Below are 15,529 nucleotides of genomic sequence, written 5' to 3'. Positions count from 1 at the left end.
TCACAGTTGAGAGGCGTCGGGCTGTTGCGGGGCATCTTCCCCGCGAACAATCACCGCTCGCCCACGTCCGATATGCCGCCGGTTTTCGTGAAGCAGCCGGTTGAGATAGCCCCGCGCCTCTTCACACGCCTCGTCGAGCGCCATCCCCTGGGCGAGCGCCGCCACGAGCGCGCTCGACAGCTGGCAGCCGGTGCCGCGCACCTCTTCATCGACGCGCTCGAGCGCCGACAGGCTGCGCACACCCTGCGCATCGGCCAGCACGTCGCGCATGCCGTCCTCTTCACGGGGAAGGTGCCCCGCCTTCAACAACACGGCCCGACAGCCCAGGTCGACCAATTCGGAGGCGGCCGCCTCGAAGGACTGGCGGTCGGCGATGGGGCGTTGGAGCAGCACCTGCGCCTCGTCGACGTTGGGGGTGAGCAGGTCGACCTGCGGCAAGAGCCGCTCGCGCATCGCCAACACGGTGCCGGGCATTTTAAGCGTCTGGCTGGCGCTGCTGGCCATCACCGGGTCGAAGACGACCGGACAGTCGAACTCCTCGCGCGCCTGCTCGACCACGCTGGCCACCACGTCGACGACCTCGGCGCGCGAGACCATCCCGATCTTGATGCCGGCGGGCTCGACGTCGTCGAAGAGCGTGGTGAGCTGCTCTTCGACAAGGCGAGCCGACAAACCCTCGAAGCGGCTCACCCCGGCGGTGTTCTGGCACACCACCGCGGTGATCACGGAGAGCCCGTGGAAGCCCCAGTCCCGGAAGACCTGCAGATCGACCTGGATGCCGGCGCCGCCGGAAGGGTCGGTCCCCGCGATAGTCAAAAGGCTACGTGTTTGGCTCATGGCTCGTCTCGGATAAAAGCGAGGCTGGACGAGCTAAATATAGACGCGGTTTGGGTGGGGAAGCAATCGCGTGTTGGGGTCCCTCGCGCTGAAAAACGCGCTGGGGAGGGGGATTCCAATCCTTGCTCCGAACGAGGCAGTGCAGTAAACCATTGAACTGGAAGGAACTCCCACCCAGGCAGCAAGATGTCCAACCGCCACCAGATTTACCTCATCCCGGGCTTTTTCGGCTTCGCCGCCCTCGGCGGCATCTCCTACTTCCGCCAGGTGCGTGAGACGCTCACCGACGTGTTTGTGCGGCGCGGCGAGGAGGTCGAGATCATCGGCGTGAAGACGTTTCCGACCGCGTCGCTTCGCCACCGCGCTCGAAAGCTGATCATGACCGTGGCCGACAACGGCGGGTTCGAAGAGGGCGTGCATCTTCACTTCGTGGGCCACTCGACCGGCGCGCTCGACGCGCGGCTGGCCGCCAGCCCCGACGCCCACCTCGACCTCGACGAGTACCGCGAGGCGCTGTACTGCAACCTCGAGACGATCGTGAGCATCTCGGGGCCGCATTACGGCACGCCGGTGGCCAACTTTTTCAGCACGCTATACGGCAAGAACCTGCTGTACCTGGTCACGCTCTTGATCATCGTGGGGCTGTGGCGCCGGCCGGTGTCGCTGCTAGGTGGGCTGTTGGGGCTGGTGACCAAGGTCAACGACCTGTTGGGCCTCGACGAGACGCTCATCCGGCAGGTCACCAACCAACTTCTGAAGGACTTCAACCCGTCGGTCGAGGCCGAGGTGCGCCAGTTCTTGCGCTCCATCATCGAAGACCAGGGCTCGATGATCCAGCTCACCCCCGAGGGGATGGACCTGTTCAACACGACCACGATCGACAACCCGGAGGTGCGCTACGTCTCGTACGCCACCGCCGCGCCGCCGCCCACGCAGGTGATCAAGAAGATCCGGCTTCGCCACGCGCTCACCCCGCTCAACAAGATCTTGTACGGGCTGCTGTGGACGCTCGCCTCGCGCGCTCACGCCGGCTACCCGTACCACCCGCCCATCCAGTCCGAGGACCTCATCAAAAAGCGCCCGCTGCCGTTCGTGGTCACCGAATCGACCAGCGACGGAGTCGTGCCCACCCTGAGTCAGATCTGGGGAGAGTTTCGAGGCGTGGTGCGCGCCGATCACCTGGACGTGATCGGCCACTATCTGCGCGGCCCCTTCGACGTGCGCGACGGCGCCGATTGGTTCGGCTCCGGGGCGAAATTCGACCGCGAGAGCTTCGAGTGGCTCTGGGAAGATATCGCCAGCGTGATGCTCGAGTCGGTTTGAGCTCCTACCTTTGACGGCACAGGCACAGTTGGCCTTCCGGGCAGCACACGTTCGGGCCGTCCGAGCAGAACTGGCAATCCTCGCGGAACCCACAATCGGTGTCGTCGAAGCATCCGGAAGAGACGACGCACGACCCCGAGCTGCAATAGCCCGAGCCGTTGGAGGTCAGGCAAGGCTCGCCAGCGCACGCCGAATCAGCGCACATCGTGTCCCCGTCGCAGTCGTAATCGATGAACGGGCTGCACTGCTCGGTGGCGCCGGGGTATGCGTCGGCGTTGCCGTCCTCGCAGTCGCCGTCTTGGGTAGCCGTGTAGTCGCCGCTCGGTGAGCAACTCTCCTGGGAGTCACCGGTGACGCCGTAGCCGTCGTCGTCGGTGTCGAGGTAGTAGGTCGTCAGCACGCCTTCGTCGATCTGGCCGTCACAGTTGTTGTCGCGGCCGTCACACGTCTCGATGGCTCCCGGATTGATATCCTCATTCCGATCATTGCAGTCGCCGCCCTGCAGCGCCGAGTAGTCGCGCGACGGCGAGCAACTCTCCACCGTGTCCCCGGTGACGCCGTAGTCGTCGCTGTCCATGTCGCGGTAGTAGGTCGTCTTGACGCCCTCGTCGACTTGGCCGTCGCAGTCGTTGTCCTCTCCGTCGCACGCCTCTTGGCCGCCGTTGGTCGGCGTACATCCGACGTCGGACGTATCTTCGACCACATCGGTCGTGTCGGTATCGGCAGCGTCTGCATCGGCAGCGTCTTCGAGGTCGGTGGTGTCGGAGGCGTCGGACGCGTCTTCGAGGTCTTGGAGCGTGTCGGGCTCTTCGCTCGCGTCGGTGGCCACGTCCGAGGGAGCCTCGGCGTCGAGGTCGGCGGTGTCGGAGGCGCCGGTGTCGGGCTGCTCGGACTGAGCGTCCGCAGTGGGCTGCTCGGCGAGCAGGCAGATGCTCTCGCCGAACACCACTCCGCCGGTGCTCACGCATTCGTAGCCGGGCTGGCAGTCGTCGTCCGTCGCGCAGGCCTCGCCGGCCGAGGAGCTACACCCGGCCGCGCCCAGCGCGATCAAACAGGTCGTCACGATTGCTGCGCGCGCTCGGCTCCACATGCCTTCAAACATTCCAACACTCCGGTCGTACGTTTCCATCACAGCTTGCTTCGTCACAGCTCGTCGCGTCAAAGCTTAAGCAGTCGCTCACCGCGACGCAAAATGCCGTTGTCGACGCCCATCGCCTTGAACGTCTCCAGATTCTTCTGCAGCGGGTTGTCGATCTTGTTCAGCTCGCGCACCTTTTGAAAGCCGAGCTGGGGCAGAAAGAGCCAGGGCGACACCGGGATCGGAAAGTCGCTGCCCAGCGCCACCCGCTCGCGGGCGACCTCGTCGGCCAGCACGGTCTTCAGGTACGGAAACCGGGCCATCGAGGCCATCGCCGAGATGTCGCCGAAGAGGTTTGGAAACTCGCGGAGCATCGACTGCCAGGTGCCAATATCCTCGTGGATATGCGCGACGCCGGCGCTGGCGCAGTGCGCCGAGATCACCGTCACGCCTTCGCTCAACGCCGCATGCAGCCGCTCGGGGCGGCCAAACGACTGGTCGATGGGCGGGATGGTATGCTCGAACGACGAGTGAATCAGCAGCGGCACGCCCAGCTCGACCATGCGCTGCCAGAAGGGCTGGTAGTCGGGGTCGCCCGGGTCGAAGCCCTGGCTGTTGGGCAGCATCTTGATGGCCACCGCCCCGTGCGCTACGACCCGCTCGAGCTCCTCGATGGCGTCTTTGCGCTTCGGGTTGACCGAGCAGATCGGCAGCAACTTGGCCGACGCCTCGCACACCTTCAGACAGTAGTCGTTGCACACATAGACCTGGGTGCGCTCGCGATCGAACTCGCCGTCGTCATCGTAGACGCCGTCGAGGGCGAGCACGCCGACCCCGTCGAGATCGCTGTCGTGCGCCCAGCCGAGCAACCTGTCGCGATACGCCTCGTCGAGCTCTCCGCGGCTGACGCCCTTGAGGCCCAACACGCGGCTCAACAGTTGATAGACGATGCCACGCGACATCTTGTCGCTGACGTAGCAGCCGTTATCTTCTCGCAGCGCGACCAAATGTACGTGAATGTCGATGATCATGGTTTGGAGACTCTAGCACGGGCGGGGTTGAGTGGTTAAGTGGTCGAGTGGTTGTACAGCTCGCCGATCTCGACCATCTTTGATCCACGGCCATCAGGCGATTCGTTGACAATGGGCGAGAGCGCACCAGCCAAGAAACCACTCAACCTCTGAACCACTCAACCACTCATGCTCTTCAAGCACAAAAAAATCTACCTCGACGCCGCCGGACGCAAGACCAACGCCCTGCTCGTGCGCGACGGACGCATCGCCGCGGTGGGCGAGCAGGCCGAGGAGCTTTGCGAGGCCGACGAGCGCGTCGTCGAACCCGAGGGGGAGTGCCTCTTTCCGGCGCTCGCCGACGCCCACTGCCATCTGTGGGGCGTGGGGCTGCGGGCGGGCACGGTCGATCTGTCCGGCACGACGTCGGCCCGCGAGGCCTACGAGCGGTTGCGCGCCTACGACCCGGCCGACGCGCCGACCGATTGGGTCCTGGGCTACGGCTGGGACGAGCACGCCTGGCCCGACGGCGATCGCCTCGACCGGCGCGAGCTCGACGCGATCTTCGGCGACGTGCCGTGCAGCTTCCACCGCGTCGACCGCCACGCCATCGCGGTCAACTCCGAGGCGCTTCGGCGCGCCGGGGTGGGCGAGGACTACGCGCCCAGCGAGGGCGGACGCGCGGTGCGCGACGAAGACGGCCGGCTGACCGGCGTCCTGGTCGATCACGCCATGCGCCCGGTGCTCGACGCCATCCCCGAGCCGAGCGAAGAGGAGGACCGACAGGTCTTTTTGGAGAGCGCGCGCGAGTTTTTGCGCCACGGCATCACCTCGACCCACATGGCGTTCACCGGCGTCGACCGCCTCGACATGCTTCGCAACATGGCCGGGGCAGGCGAGCTGCCGCTGCGGGTCTACACCATCGTCGACGGCACCGACGCCCGGCTGAGCGAGGTAATCGACGTCGGCCCCACCCACGATTCAGACGGCTGGCTGTCGATCGCGGCGATCAAATTCTTCGCCGACGGCGCGCTCGGCTCCGAGGGCGCCCACCTGCTCGAGCCGTACAAAAGCGGCGGCCACGGCTTGGTGATGACCGAACGCACCGAGCTCACCCGCGAGGTCGCCGCGCTGATGGAAGACGGCTGGCAGGTCGCCGTCCACGCCATCGGCGACGCCGCCGGCCGCGACGTCATCGAGGCGTTCGCCGCCGTCCCCGAGCGCATCCGCCACCGCGTGCGCCCTCGCCTCGAGCATGCCCAGATGCTCACCAAGCGCGACTGCGAGCGGATGGGCGACCTGTCGGCCGTCGCCTCCATCCAGCCGATTCACCTGCGCAGCGACGGCGCCTGGGCGCACGAAGTCCTGTCGGAGACCCAACTCGACCGCCTCTACCCTTGGCCCGAACTCGCCGTCCACGCCACGCTGGCCGGCGGCAGCGACTATCCGATTGAAGACCCTAACCCCTGGTACGGCATCGCCACCGCGCTCACCCGCAAGACGACGAGCGGCGAGGCGTTCTTCGCCGAGAAGGCGCTCACCCGCGAGCAGATTCTGGAGGCCTATACCGCCGGCGCGGCGTACGCGGCGCATTGGGAGCGCGTGTTGGGGCGGTTGGACGAGGGGTTTGCGGCGGATGTGATCGCGTTGGACCGCGATCCGTTCGAGGTGACGGCGGAGGAGATGTGGGAGATGGGTGTTTTGGGGGTTTGGGTTGGGGGACGTCGTGTCGCTCCTTCACGTGAGGCGTAGCTTTTTGAGGCCCCCCATCCGCCTCGCGCTGTAAGGCGCGCGAGGCACCTTCCCCCGGGGGAAGGGCTGCCTTAGCGCGGCTGAACCACATTGCTTTTCGCAGGGGCATCCCTTCCCCTGGGGGAAGGTGCCCGTAGCGAAGCGAAGGGCGGATGGGGGGCACCAAAAAGCTACGCCTCCAACAACGCCTCAATCCTCTCCCTCACCACGTCGAACTTGCGAACGAGATCGAGCGTCATCTGCGCATGACCATGCGCATACCCGTTGCCGATCAACAAATCGACGTCCTTCCCCACGCCCTCGCAGCCGAGCGCGGCCTTGGCGAAGCTCGTCGCCATGTTGAAGAAGTAGACCTTACCGCGGTCTTTGCACGGTAGGATGGCGGCCATCTCGGTGTCGGAGACGTTGCAGGTGTTGATGACCACGTCGAAAAGCTCTCCCGAGGCCATCTCCTGGGCCAACTCGAGCACCTCGACCGGGTTCTTGGCGTTGCCGCAGCGGTAGTCGTCGACGATGCCGGCCTCTTTCATGGCCACGAGGTTGTCGTCGCGAAGGTCGAAGCCGCACACCAGCCCCGCGTCGCCCATGGCGTCGCGCGCGGCCGCCGCGCAGATCATCCCCGACTTGCCCATGCCGAGCACGAGCACGCGCTCGGCGCCCTCGACCAGGCGCTTCGTCTGCGCCGGCGCGCCGCACACGTCGAGCGCCGACAGCGCCAGGCGCTCGGGCATATCGTCGGGCATGCGCACCAGCGGCGAGCTCGGCCATAGGTAGGCCGTGCCGGTCACGTCGACCTGGTCGGCGTCGAGGTAGACCTTGTCGACGCTGTCGAGGTCGAGCGGGGTCAGCGTCAGGCTGACCAGCGTGGCGATCTTGTCGCCCACGTTCACCTCGACCGGGCCCTCGTAATTCGGGCCCAGCGCGCGCACCTCGCCCAACAGCATCCCGCCGCTGCCGGTCACCGGGTTCTGCATCTTGCCGCGCTCGGCGACGATGGAGCGAATCCGCTGCGCCACCGCCACCTCGTCGCGCCCGACCTCACCCACGATCTGGTGGAAGCTCGCCGAGTCGACGTTCAACGTGTGCACGTCGATGACGATCTCGTTGTCGTAGGCGCCCGTCTCGTTGTCGAGACGCTGCGCCGCCTGCGGCAAAGAGCCCTCCGGCTCGATGACGCGATGCAGGCCATACACATGTCCGCCACTACGAAAATCCATAACGCTCCAATTAAGCTAGGTGCTCCTCTCCACCCGTAGCGAAGCGAAGGGAGGGAGAGGATTAAGGAGAGGACTACCTTTCCACGTAGCGCAAGCGAAGTGGAGAGGGACCGAGGGAGAGGCATCTCAATCTCCTCTCAACTCCCCCCCAACCCCAATCGTTCCATCACCATCTGCAGATCACTCCACGCGTTCTTCTTTTGCTGCGGGCTGCGCAGCAAATACGCCGGGTGATACGTCGGCATCACCGGCACGCCGTTCCACTCGTGCCATTTGCCGCGCAGCCGGCCCATCGACTCCTGCTCGCCGGTGACGAATTGCGAGGCGAATTTGCCCAAGGTGACGATGACCGTAGGCTCGATCGCCTGGAGTTGCTTGCGCAGAAACGGCGAGCACTCCTTGATCTCTTCGGGGTGCGGGTTGCGGTTGTCGGGCGGGCGGCACTTGATGACGTTGCAGATGTAGACGTCCTCGCGCTTCAGGCCCATCGCCTCGATCATCTTGTCGAGCAGTTGGCCCGCCTTGCCCACGAACGGCTCGCCCTGCTGGTCCTCGTTGTAACCGGGCGCCTCGCCCACGAAGACGAGCTTGGCCTGCGCGTCGCCCACGCCGAACGCGATATTGGTGCGGTGCTCGCAGAGCCCGCAGCGCTGACAATCGCCCAAGTACTTCTCGAGAAACTCGAGCTTCTCGGCGTTGGTCATCTCTTTCTTTTTCGGCTTTTTCGATGCGGCCGATTTCTGGGGCTGCTCCGACGGCCTCGCCGCGCTCATCGTCATGCCGCTCGGATCGTAGTCGGCCGGCGGCATCATGTCGGCCTCGTCGGCGTAGAACGAGCCGTACTCCATCGGGGGCGGCTCGTTGCTGGGCTGCTGTTGCGCTTTTGGCCGCCTTTGCTCTTTTGGCTTTTGGCTCTTTTGCTCCTTCGCTCTTTCGCTCGTTGGCTCTTTTGCTTTTTGAGCCTTTTGCTCTTTCGCTCTTTCGCTCGTTGGCGCCTTTGCTTTCTGAGCCGTTTGCTTTCGTCCGCCGAAGCGCTTCCTCGGGCGGCTGCCAATGCCGCTCTTCCAGGGAGTCGAGCCGCCCTGGGATTTGGGAGCCTCGGGAGTCTTCTTCTGCTCTTTGGAGCCGAAGGGGTTGAAGCTGGGCTTCTTGGCCGGCTGCTCCTCGCTCGCCGGCTTGTCTTGCGACGGCGCAGCCTGGGGCTTGTGGCTGGGGCTCGGGCTGGAACTCGACCTGGAACTCGAACTGGGGCTAGACGCACGGGAGCTGCTCTCGCCGCCGCCCTGCAACTGCTTGGTCAGCCGGTCGAGCTTGGCCTTCTCGCGCGCTTTTTGGCGCGCCTCGAACGCCTCGCGCTCGGCGGCCGGTGCGGGCACGCTGCCGGCGGCGCCGCTCGCTTGCTGCCAGCGCAGGTAATTCTTCATGTCGCGGACGACTCGATACAACTCGGCTCGCTTGCTCATCGCCCGTCCTCCTCGCCTGTTCGACTGTTGGCCAAGGCGACCGCCTCGCGCCAGATCTCGCGGGACAAGGCGTCCTTCGACGCCGGCCCGTACTCGGTCACACCTCGGTCGCTGATGACGGCGACCTGCGACTCGTCGGCGCCAAACGCCGAGCGTGCCCCGCCGATCTTGTTGGCGACCATCATATGCGCCCCTTTGCGCTCGCGCTTGGCCTTGCCGCGCTCGACCACGTCGAAGCTCTCGGCGGCAAAACCCACCACCAGCGGGCCGTCGGTGCGCGCGCCGTACTTCTGGCCGAGCTCGGCCAGGATGTCCGGGTTTCGCTCGAGCTCGAGCTTGCCGGCCATCGCGCCCTTCTCGACCTTCTGGTCGGACGCCTGCTTGGGCCGAAAATCGCCCACCGCCGCTGCTTTGACGATGAAGTCGGCGCTGTCGGCCTCGGCCATCACCGCCTCGTGCATCTGCCGGGCGCCCGTCACCTCGACGAGGCGTACACCGGCGGGCGCATCCAGCGTGGTCGGGCCGCTCACAAGCACGACGTCGGCGCCGAAGGCGCTCGCCGCCCTCGCCAAGGCGTAGCCCATGCGCCCGGTCGACGGGTTCGAGATGAACCGCGCCGGATCGATATGCTCGCGGGTGGGCCCGGCGGTGACCACGACCTTCTTGTCGGCCAGAATCTTGGGCGCGACGGCCGCGTCGACCATGTCGAGGAGCACCGGCGGGTCGGGAAGCCTGCCCGGGCCGACTTCCTTGCAGGCGAGCTCGCCCGAGTCGGGGTCGACGACCAGGTAGCCGGCCTCGTCGGCCAGCGTGCGCAGGTTTCGCTGCACGAGCGGGTTGAACCACATCTGGGTGTTCATCGACGGGGCGACCACCACCGGGGCGGTCGTCGCCAAGATGATCGTGGTGAGCAGGTCGTTGGCCATGCCCGCGGCCATGCGCGCCACCAAGTTCGCCGTCGCCGGCGCGATGAGCACCACGTCGGCCCAGCGGGCCAGGTCGATGTGGCCGATCTCGGACTCGAAGGTCGCGTCGAAGGTCTCGGTGCCGACGGTATTCTCGGTCAGAATCTGCAAGGTCAGCGGACGCACGAACTCCTGCGCGCCGCTGGTCATCACCGCGCGCACGTCGTCGCCGCGCTTTTTGAAGGCGCGCACGATCTCGCACGCCTTATAAGCGGCGATCCCCCCGCTGATTCCGATGAGAATATTCATGTAGCCAGTTGTGTACGTCCGTGGTGTTACAGCAGCATCAACCTGTCGACCGAATTCGTAAGAGCAAAGAAACAAAGAAGCGAAAAAGCGAAATTACCAGTCAGCAGCCCTTTGCTCTTTCACTTCTTCGCTCTTTCACTTCTTCGCTCCAATGTAGTTCAAAAACGTGTGGAGCAAGAAACCGGTCGCTCCCCAGATAACATGCCCGTTCCAGTCGAAAAAGTGAACCGGGTAGACCTGCCCGCCGAACTCACGCTCTTCGACGCGGTGGATCGCCGGGTCGGCGAGCTCGCGCAGCGGGGCCTGGAAGATCAGGTGGATCTCGTCGGGGTTGATGATCAGGTCGTAGGGGTGGTCGAATTCGCCGACGTAGGCGGTCACCTGGAAGCCGGTGATCGTCGGGATGCGCGTCAGCGCGCCGTACAGGCGCACGTCGGAGGGGAGCAGCGCGATCTCTTCGTACGATTCGCGCAGCGCCGTCTCGGCCAGCGAGTCGTCCTCCACCTCGCGGCGCCCGCCCGGAAAGCTGATCTCGCCGGAGTGGTTGCGCAGCTCGTGCGAGCGCTGGGTGAACAGCACGTGCAGATCGCCGTCGTACTCGCTCAGCGGGATCAGCACCGCCGAGGCCGACAGGTCGCGATGCGCAAAATCGCGCTCGCTGTGCCAGCTACTGCGTGGCTGGTTGTCGAGGCGTTCGAGTTTTCGACGCACCTCTTGTGGGCTAAACGACTCCGGCATGCTTGTACGCCTTGCAGTGGATGGGGCGCCATCTACATAGGCATTTAAAGACATAGGGGCTGCGAATCGTCCCTCAGCCTCGAATCGCAGCCCTTATGTCCTTAACTGCTTATGTAGCAGGCCTTCAAAAACCGAGGCCCCACTATTTCACGAACACGATCACCTACCAATCTTGGCTTTGAAGACGCGTCGGCCGTTCTCCTCGCGATCGAACTCGACGTCGACGATCTCGAGCGACAGCTTGCGGATTCGGCCGCGGGGGAGCCGCACGTGGGCGAAATCGCCCTCTTCGACCTTGATGACGCGGCACGAGCCGAGCTTGGGGTGCTCGAGGATGTCGCCGGGCTCCAAGAGCGGCTCTTCGAAGTCGATGTCGCCGTAGATGTCCTCGGCGCTGGTCGTCTCGGCGGGCTTGGAGCGCCTCGAGGGCGTCTTGCCCGACGCGACCTCCGAGCTCTCGCCGGCGGCGTCCTTCCAGGACATGCCTTTGCCGGCGATCGGCTTCTGAGGCTCGGGCTCTTTGGCCGCCGGCTTCTCGGCAGGCTTCTCCTCTCGCGCGGGCTTCTCGGCGGGCTTGGCGACCGGCTTCTCCTCTCGGGCCGGTTTGGCCGGAGTCGGCGCGGCGGGCTCAGCAGGAGCCTCGGGCGTCTTGGGCGCCGGCTTGGCCTCCTGGGTGCGTCGGATGGAGCGCACGTCGAGGCGACCGCTGTCGGGGTCGAGGCGTCGCTCCATGGCCAGATCTTCGAAGATCTCGAGGACGAACTCGACCGAGGCGGCCTTGCCGGCGCGAAGCTGGCCCGACAAGACCTGCGGGCCGGCCGGCCCCATCACGCTCATCAAGCTCTCGAGGCGCAAGACGACCTGGTCACCCAGGCGCGAGACGTTGCCGCTGAGCGAGATCAGGTCGAAGTTGCCTTCGCCTGCAAAAACCGTGGTGTAGTCGCCCTTCTCGGCGTCGAAGCGGGCGATCTCGGCCTGCGAGAGCGCGCCGATCGCCTGAATCTGGCCGGCGTGCACGTCGTGCTCGCGGCAAAGGTCGGTCAACGTCTCGACGAGGTCTTCCCCCGGCTCGATTCGTCCCAGAAGGCGGCGTGTGCGTGTGGTTTCCTGAAAGATCACAGTCGGATTCGTGGTGCTGGAGTGGTGATGATTCGCGAGCGCTAACTTGCACACATCGGGCTCGATCTTCAACTGCAGATTCTCACCACGGAGAACACGGGGGACACAGTGGAACTTCTTTCTCGAAAAACACTCTCCGTGTCCCCCGTGTCCCCGTGGTGAATCTGGTGGTTCAGTCAGCGATGCCGTGCTCTTTGAGCTTGCGCCACAGGGTCGTGCGGCTGATGCCCAGCAGCTCGGCGGCGTCGGTGCGGTTGCCGCCGGTCTCGCGCAGCGCGTCGAGGAGTCGCTCGCGTTCGAGGTCTTCTTCGGTCATCGGCTCCTCGCGACGCACGGGGGGCGGCTCGCCGCGCAGCTCGGGGGTGAGCTCGTCGCAGGTGATCACCGAGCCCTCGCCCACCGCAAAGGCATACTCGATGACGTTTCGCAGCTCGCGCACGTTGCCCGGCCACTCGTAGCGGGTGAGCGCCTGCATCGCCTGGGCGGCGATCCCGTCGACCTTGCGAAACCCGCGGGTGTTGAACAGATCGACGAAATGCCAGGTCAGCGCCTCGACGTCGCCGCGCCGGTCGCGCAGCGGGGGCAAGAAGAGCGGGACGACGCGGATGCGGTACATCAAGTCTTCGCGAAACTCGCCCTTGTCGACCGCGTCGCGCAGCGATCGGTGGGTCGCCGAGATGATGCGCACGTCGACGGTCTTGGTCTGGGTGCCGCCCAGAGGCACGAATTTTTGCTCCTGGACCACGCGCAGCAGCCGGGCCTGCAGGTCGAGGGGCAGCTCGGCGATTTCGTCCAAGAAGATCGTGCCGCCGTCGGCCAGCTCGAAGAGACCCTGGCGTGAGGAGACCGCGCCGGTGAACGCGCCTTTGACGTGGCCGAAGAGCTCGCTGGCGAGCAACTCGCCGGTGAGCGTGGCGCAGTTGAGCGCCTTGAACGGCCCTGCGGAGCGCGGACTCAGGTCGTGCAGCGCCTGGGCGACCAGCTCCTTACCGGTGCCCGTCTCGCCGCGCACCAGCACCGAGGCGTCGGTGCGCGCGACCTTGCGCACCAGGTCGAAGAACTCGCGCATCTGCGGCGCCACGGTGATCATCCCGTGGAACTCGGTGGGGGCGAGCTCCGAGGGCTCGAGCACGTCAGACTCCATCATTGCTCCTGTTTGGTTTCGTCGCGCTTGTGTTCGTCGTGCTTGGTTTCGTCGTGGCCTTCCAACTCGCCGTTCGCCTCGTGCACATCGTAGCGGTGCTCCTTGCCCCACCTCGACAGCACGTGCTGCACGGCCAGGTCGAGCGTGGGAGTAAAGTGTTCGCGCCCCAGCTCGACGTGCAACCCGGCGCGCTTGATCGTGTCGCGCACCGGTCCCTTCGCCCCAGCGATATACAGCTCGACGTCGCGCTCTCCAAGCGTGTTGATCACCTTGGCGAGCATCGCCGCCGAGGTCGTGTCGAGGTCGTTGACCCCGGTGGCGTCGATGAGCAGCGCGCGGTACTCGTCGCCTCCATGCGAGTGCGACTCGAGCAGCTTGTCTTTGATCAGGTCGGCGTTGGCGAACGACAGCGACGCGTCGACGCGCAAGATGTAGATGCCCTTGATCGTCTCGGCCTCGGGGTTGCGCTCCAAGCTGCGAAAATCCTTGGTGCCCGGCATATGACCCAGCTCGGCGATATTCGGCCGGCTGATGCGATACAAGATGGCGATGACCGACGCGGCGATACCGATCAAGATGCCCTCTTGGATGCCGATGGCCAGCGTGCAGCCGAAGGTGAGCAGGGCGATGAGCCCGTCGCGACGCTTCGTCTTGAGCAGGTAGCGCAGCTCGGGCACGTCGATCAGGCCGATGGCCGAGACCATGATGATCGCGGCGAGCACGGGCACCGGCAGATAGTAGAAGACGTCGGTCAACAGCAGCAGAGTCAGCCCGATCACGCTCGCCGCGATGATGTTGGACACCGGGGTGCGCGCGCCCGACTGCTCGTTGACCGCGCTTCGCGAAAAGCTGCCCGACACCGGGATGCTTCGAAAGAAGCTTCCCAAGAAGTTCGACGCGCCAATCGCAATGAGCTCGCGGTTGGCGTCGACCGAGTAGTCGTGCTTCGCGGCGAAGACCTTGCCCAGCGACATCACCCCCATGAACTGCACGAGCGCGAGCGTCAGAGCGGTGGCCCATAGGCCGTTGAAGCCCTCGAGGGTCAACTCCGGAAACCCGAAGCTCGGCAAGCCTTGCGGGATATCGCCCACCAGCTCGATGCCCATCTTCTCGAGGCCCAGGCTCCAATCGAGCACGATCCCGACGATCACCACCAGGAGCGCCCCCGGGATCGATGGCTTCCAAAACTGCAGGCCGAGCAGCACCGCGATGCTCACCCCGCCCATGATGAGCGTGAGCATGTGGATCTGGTCGAGCTGCTGGAACGCCTCCCAGAACAGAATGTGGATATACTGCGTGTTGGGCAGATCGAGGCCCAGAAGGTTGCCTAACTGACTGGCCGCAATGATCAGCGGCGCGGCCGACATAAATCCGGCGATGACCGGCCGCGACAAGAAGTTGACCAAAAAACCGAGACGCAAAAAACCCATGCCGATCTGCAGCGCGCCGGTCAGCAGGGCGAGCAGGATGGCCAGCTCGATGTAGCGGTCGGTGTGCGGCTGGGCCAGCGCGCCGACGCCGGCGGCCACGATGAGCATGTCGATGGCGACCGTGCCCACCGCCAAGTGGCGCGAGGTGCCCAACAACGGATAAATCAGCAGGGGAATGAGCGAGGCGTACAGCCCGTAAATCGCCGGCATGCCTGCCAGCATTGCGTACGCCATGCTCTGGGGGATGAGCATGACCCCGACGGTCAATCCGGCGGCCAAGTCACCGCGAAAGCGCTTGCCGTTATAGTCGGGTAGCCACCGAAAAGCTGTTACGATCTGGCCCAGGCGTTCCACGACAAATCTTCATCGAGCGCCGTACTGCACGGCTGACTCGTCAAGGGGACAGTTGCGTGAGCTCCATATAGAGCATCGATACACTCTGGTCGAGGGCCGGCTCCCAAGAGGGCCAAGCCTCGGTCAAGCGCTCGATCTGCTCGTCCAAAGCCCGAAGGTTCTGCTCGTATAGGTCTAAGCGCTGCGTCAACTCTTTCCAACGCTCGGCGCTGTATTCGGTGCGCCGGCGCGCATACGTGGCGCGTGTCTGGCGCAAGTCGGCCCGCCGGGCGGCGAGCATGCTGCGGCTGGCTCGCAAGATCGGCGGGATGCGCCGCAGGCGCTGGCGCAGCTTGCCACGAAGCTGGCGCAGCCCGTCGAGCGTCTCGAGCTTGGCGATCGCCTCGGAGCGCCGCTCGGGCACCTTCTCTTCGAGGTCAACCAGCAGACGGTCGACAAATTCCGGACTGCAGGTGAGCTGCAGCCCCGGCTGTCCGGCGGGCTCGTCTTGTCCAGGTTGATCTTGTCCGGGTTTATCTGGCCCGTTCTCGTCGACGGCGAGTTGGTTGGGATCCCACGGCTCGTTGAGGCAGTCGACGGCCACGTGCTTGAAGAGATCGAGCGGGAAAGGCCGGGCGTACAGCCCCGGCGGTGCGTCGACGAAGGCCTGGCGAAGCGTCTGCACTTCGGCCAAGTCCTCGCGCATGACCTGGCGGATCAACCGCAGCCTCTCGCTGCGGCGATCGACCTGGTCGCGCTCGACGCTCATATCGGGAAGAGCCGGCCCGGTCGTCCCCCAACACGCGCCCAGCGCCATGGAGAGCGCGGCGATGAGGAGGAACGCACCGGACCGAAAGTGGGTAGGCATTGG

General features: G+C 65.3%; 13 protein-coding genes. 2 read left to right on the top strand and 11 right to left on the bottom strand.

The features are described from left to right. A complete protein-coding gene (gene thiD / locus FIV42_RS14940) occupies positions 1-837 on the bottom strand; it encodes a bifunctional hydroxymethylpyrimidine kinase/phosphomethylpyrimidine kinase (protein WP_141198465.1) in 837 nt (278 codons plus the stop codon). 186 nt (positions 838-1,023) lie between these two features. Here thiD and FIV42_RS14935 point away from each other — a divergent pair, with 186 nt between their 5' ends. Continuing rightward, on the top strand, positions 1,024-2,160 hold the full coding sequence (locus FIV42_RS14935) for an esterase/lipase family protein (protein WP_141198464.1): 1,137 nt from the start codon (positions 1,024-1,026) through the stop codon (positions 2,158-2,160). 4 nt (positions 2,161-2,164) lie between these two features. Here FIV42_RS14935 and FIV42_RS14930 read toward each other — a convergent pair whose 3' ends face one another. Together FIV42_RS14930 and FIV42_RS14925 are read right to left on the bottom strand one after the other, a co-directional pair. After that, positions 2,165-3,262 carry a putative metal-binding motif-containing protein gene (locus FIV42_RS14930; RefSeq protein ID WP_168210662.1) on the bottom strand — a complete coding sequence of 366 codons (1,098 nt, stop codon included), beginning with the start codon at positions 3,260-3,262 and terminating at the stop codon, positions 2,165-2,167. 56 nt (positions 3,263-3,318) lie between these two features. After that, positions 3,319-4,269, bottom strand: a complete 951-nt coding sequence (locus FIV42_RS14925) for an amidohydrolase family protein (protein WP_141198462.1) — start codon at positions 4,267-4,269, stop codon at positions 3,319-3,321. Positions 4,270-4,437: 168 nt separating this feature from the next. Here FIV42_RS14925 and FIV42_RS14920 point away from each other — a divergent pair, with 168 nt between their 5' ends. Continuing rightward, positions 4,438-6,000 (top strand): amidohydrolase, encoded by a 1,563-nt coding sequence (locus tag FIV42_RS14920; RefSeq protein ID WP_141198461.1) that lies wholly within the window; start codon positions 4,438-4,440, stop codon positions 5,998-6,000. Between the two features lie 170 nt (positions 6,001-6,170). Here the strand turns inward: FIV42_RS14920 and kdd are convergent, their stop codons facing one another. From kdd to FIV42_RS14880, 8 genes are all read right to left on the bottom strand, one after another. Continuing rightward, on the bottom strand, positions 6,171-7,217 hold the full coding sequence (gene kdd, locus FIV42_RS14915) for an L-erythro-3,5-diaminohexanoate dehydrogenase (protein ID WP_141198460.1): 1,047 nt from the start codon (positions 7,215-7,217) through the stop codon (positions 6,171-6,173). A gap of 137 nt (positions 7,218-7,354) precedes the next feature. Continuing rightward, positions 7,355-8,680, bottom strand: coding sequence for a uracil-DNA glycosylase (locus FIV42_RS30720; protein WP_222615468.1), 1,326 nt, complete (start codon positions 8,678-8,680; stop codon positions 7,355-7,357). Continuing rightward, positions 8,677-9,894, bottom strand: coding sequence for a bifunctional phosphopantothenoylcysteine decarboxylase/phosphopantothenate--cysteine ligase CoaBC (gene coaBC / locus FIV42_RS14905; protein ID WP_141198459.1), 1,218 nt, complete (start codon positions 9,892-9,894; stop codon positions 8,677-8,679). The genes FIV42_RS30720 and coaBC overlap by 4 nt, the downstream gene beginning before the upstream one ends. A gap of 135 nt (positions 9,895-10,029) precedes the next feature. Beyond that, a complete protein-coding gene (locus FIV42_RS14900) occupies positions 10,030-10,632 on the bottom strand; it encodes an NUDIX hydrolase (RefSeq protein ID WP_168210661.1) in 603 nt (200 codons plus the stop codon). A gap of 159 nt (positions 10,633-10,791) precedes the next feature. Next, positions 10,792-11,751: a PPC domain-containing DNA-binding protein gene (locus FIV42_RS14895; protein WP_141198457.1), complete on the bottom strand. Its 960-nt coding sequence runs from the start codon at positions 11,749-11,751 to the stop codon at positions 10,792-10,794. Positions 11,752-11,923: 172 nt separating this feature from the next. Beyond that, positions 11,924-12,895, bottom strand: a complete 972-nt coding sequence (locus tag FIV42_RS14890; RefSeq protein WP_222615467.1) for a sigma-54 interaction domain-containing protein — start codon at positions 12,893-12,895, stop codon at positions 11,924-11,926. Beyond that, positions 12,895-14,679 carry a SulP family inorganic anion transporter gene (locus tag FIV42_RS14885; RefSeq protein ID WP_141198455.1) on the bottom strand — a complete coding sequence of 595 codons (1,785 nt, stop codon included), beginning with the start codon at positions 14,677-14,679 and terminating at the stop codon, positions 12,895-12,897. The genes FIV42_RS14890 and FIV42_RS14885 overlap by 1 nt, the downstream gene beginning before the upstream one ends. Positions 14,680-14,719: 40 nt before the next feature. Beyond that, positions 14,720-15,526 carry a hypothetical protein gene (locus FIV42_RS14880; protein ID WP_141198454.1) on the bottom strand — a complete coding sequence of 269 codons (807 nt, stop codon included), beginning with the start codon at positions 15,524-15,526 and terminating at the stop codon, positions 14,720-14,722. Positions 15,527-15,529: the final 3 nt, after the last annotated feature.

It is taken from the genome of Persicimonas caeni, assembly GCF_006517175.1.
GTDB lineage: Bacteria > Myxococcota_A > Bradymonadia > Bradymonadales > Bradymonadaceae > Persicimonas > Persicimonas caeni.
This window is presented reverse-complemented; position numbering and strand designations above follow the sequence as displayed.

Excerpts from the sequence above, each read along its gene's own strand:
- thiD (WP_141198465.1), bottom strand. The coding sequence starts at position 837 with ATGAGCCAAACACGTAGCCTTTTGACTATCGCGGGGACCGACCCTTCC.
- FIV42_RS14935 (WP_141198464.1), top strand. The coding sequence starts at position 1,024 with ATGTCCAACCGCCACCAGATTTACCTCATCCCGGGCTTTTTCGGCTTC.
- FIV42_RS14930 (WP_168210662.1), bottom strand. The coding sequence starts at position 3,262 with ATGTTTGAAGGCATGTGGAGCCGAGCGCGCGCAGCAATCGTGACGACC.
- FIV42_RS14925 (WP_141198462.1), bottom strand. The coding sequence starts at position 4,269 with ATGATCATCGACATTCACGTACATTTGGTCGCGCTGCGAGAAGATAAC.
- FIV42_RS14920 (WP_141198461.1), top strand. The coding sequence starts at position 4,438 with ATGCTCTTCAAGCACAAAAAAATCTACCTCGACGCCGCCGGACGCAAG.
- kdd (WP_141198460.1), bottom strand. The coding sequence starts at position 7,217 with ATGGATTTTCGTAGTGGCGGACATGTGTATGGCCTGCATCGCGTCATC.
- FIV42_RS30720 (WP_222615468.1), bottom strand. The coding sequence starts at position 8,680 with ATGAGCAAGCGAGCCGAGTTGTATCGAGTCGTCCGCGACATGAAGAAT.
- coaBC (WP_141198459.1), bottom strand. The coding sequence starts at position 9,894 with ATGAATATTCTCATCGGAATCAGCGGGGGGATCGCCGCTTATAAGGCG.
- FIV42_RS14900 (WP_168210661.1), bottom strand. The coding sequence starts at position 10,632 with ATGCCGGAGTCGTTTAGCCCACAAGAGGTGCGTCGAAAACTCGAACGC.
- FIV42_RS14890 (WP_222615467.1), bottom strand. The coding sequence starts at position 12,895 with ATGGAGTCTGACGTGCTCGAGCCCTCGGAGCTCGCCCCCACCGAGTTC.
- FIV42_RS14880 (WP_141198454.1), bottom strand. The coding sequence starts at position 15,526 with ATGCCTACCCACTTTCGGTCCGGTGCGTTCCTCCTCATCGCCGCGCTC.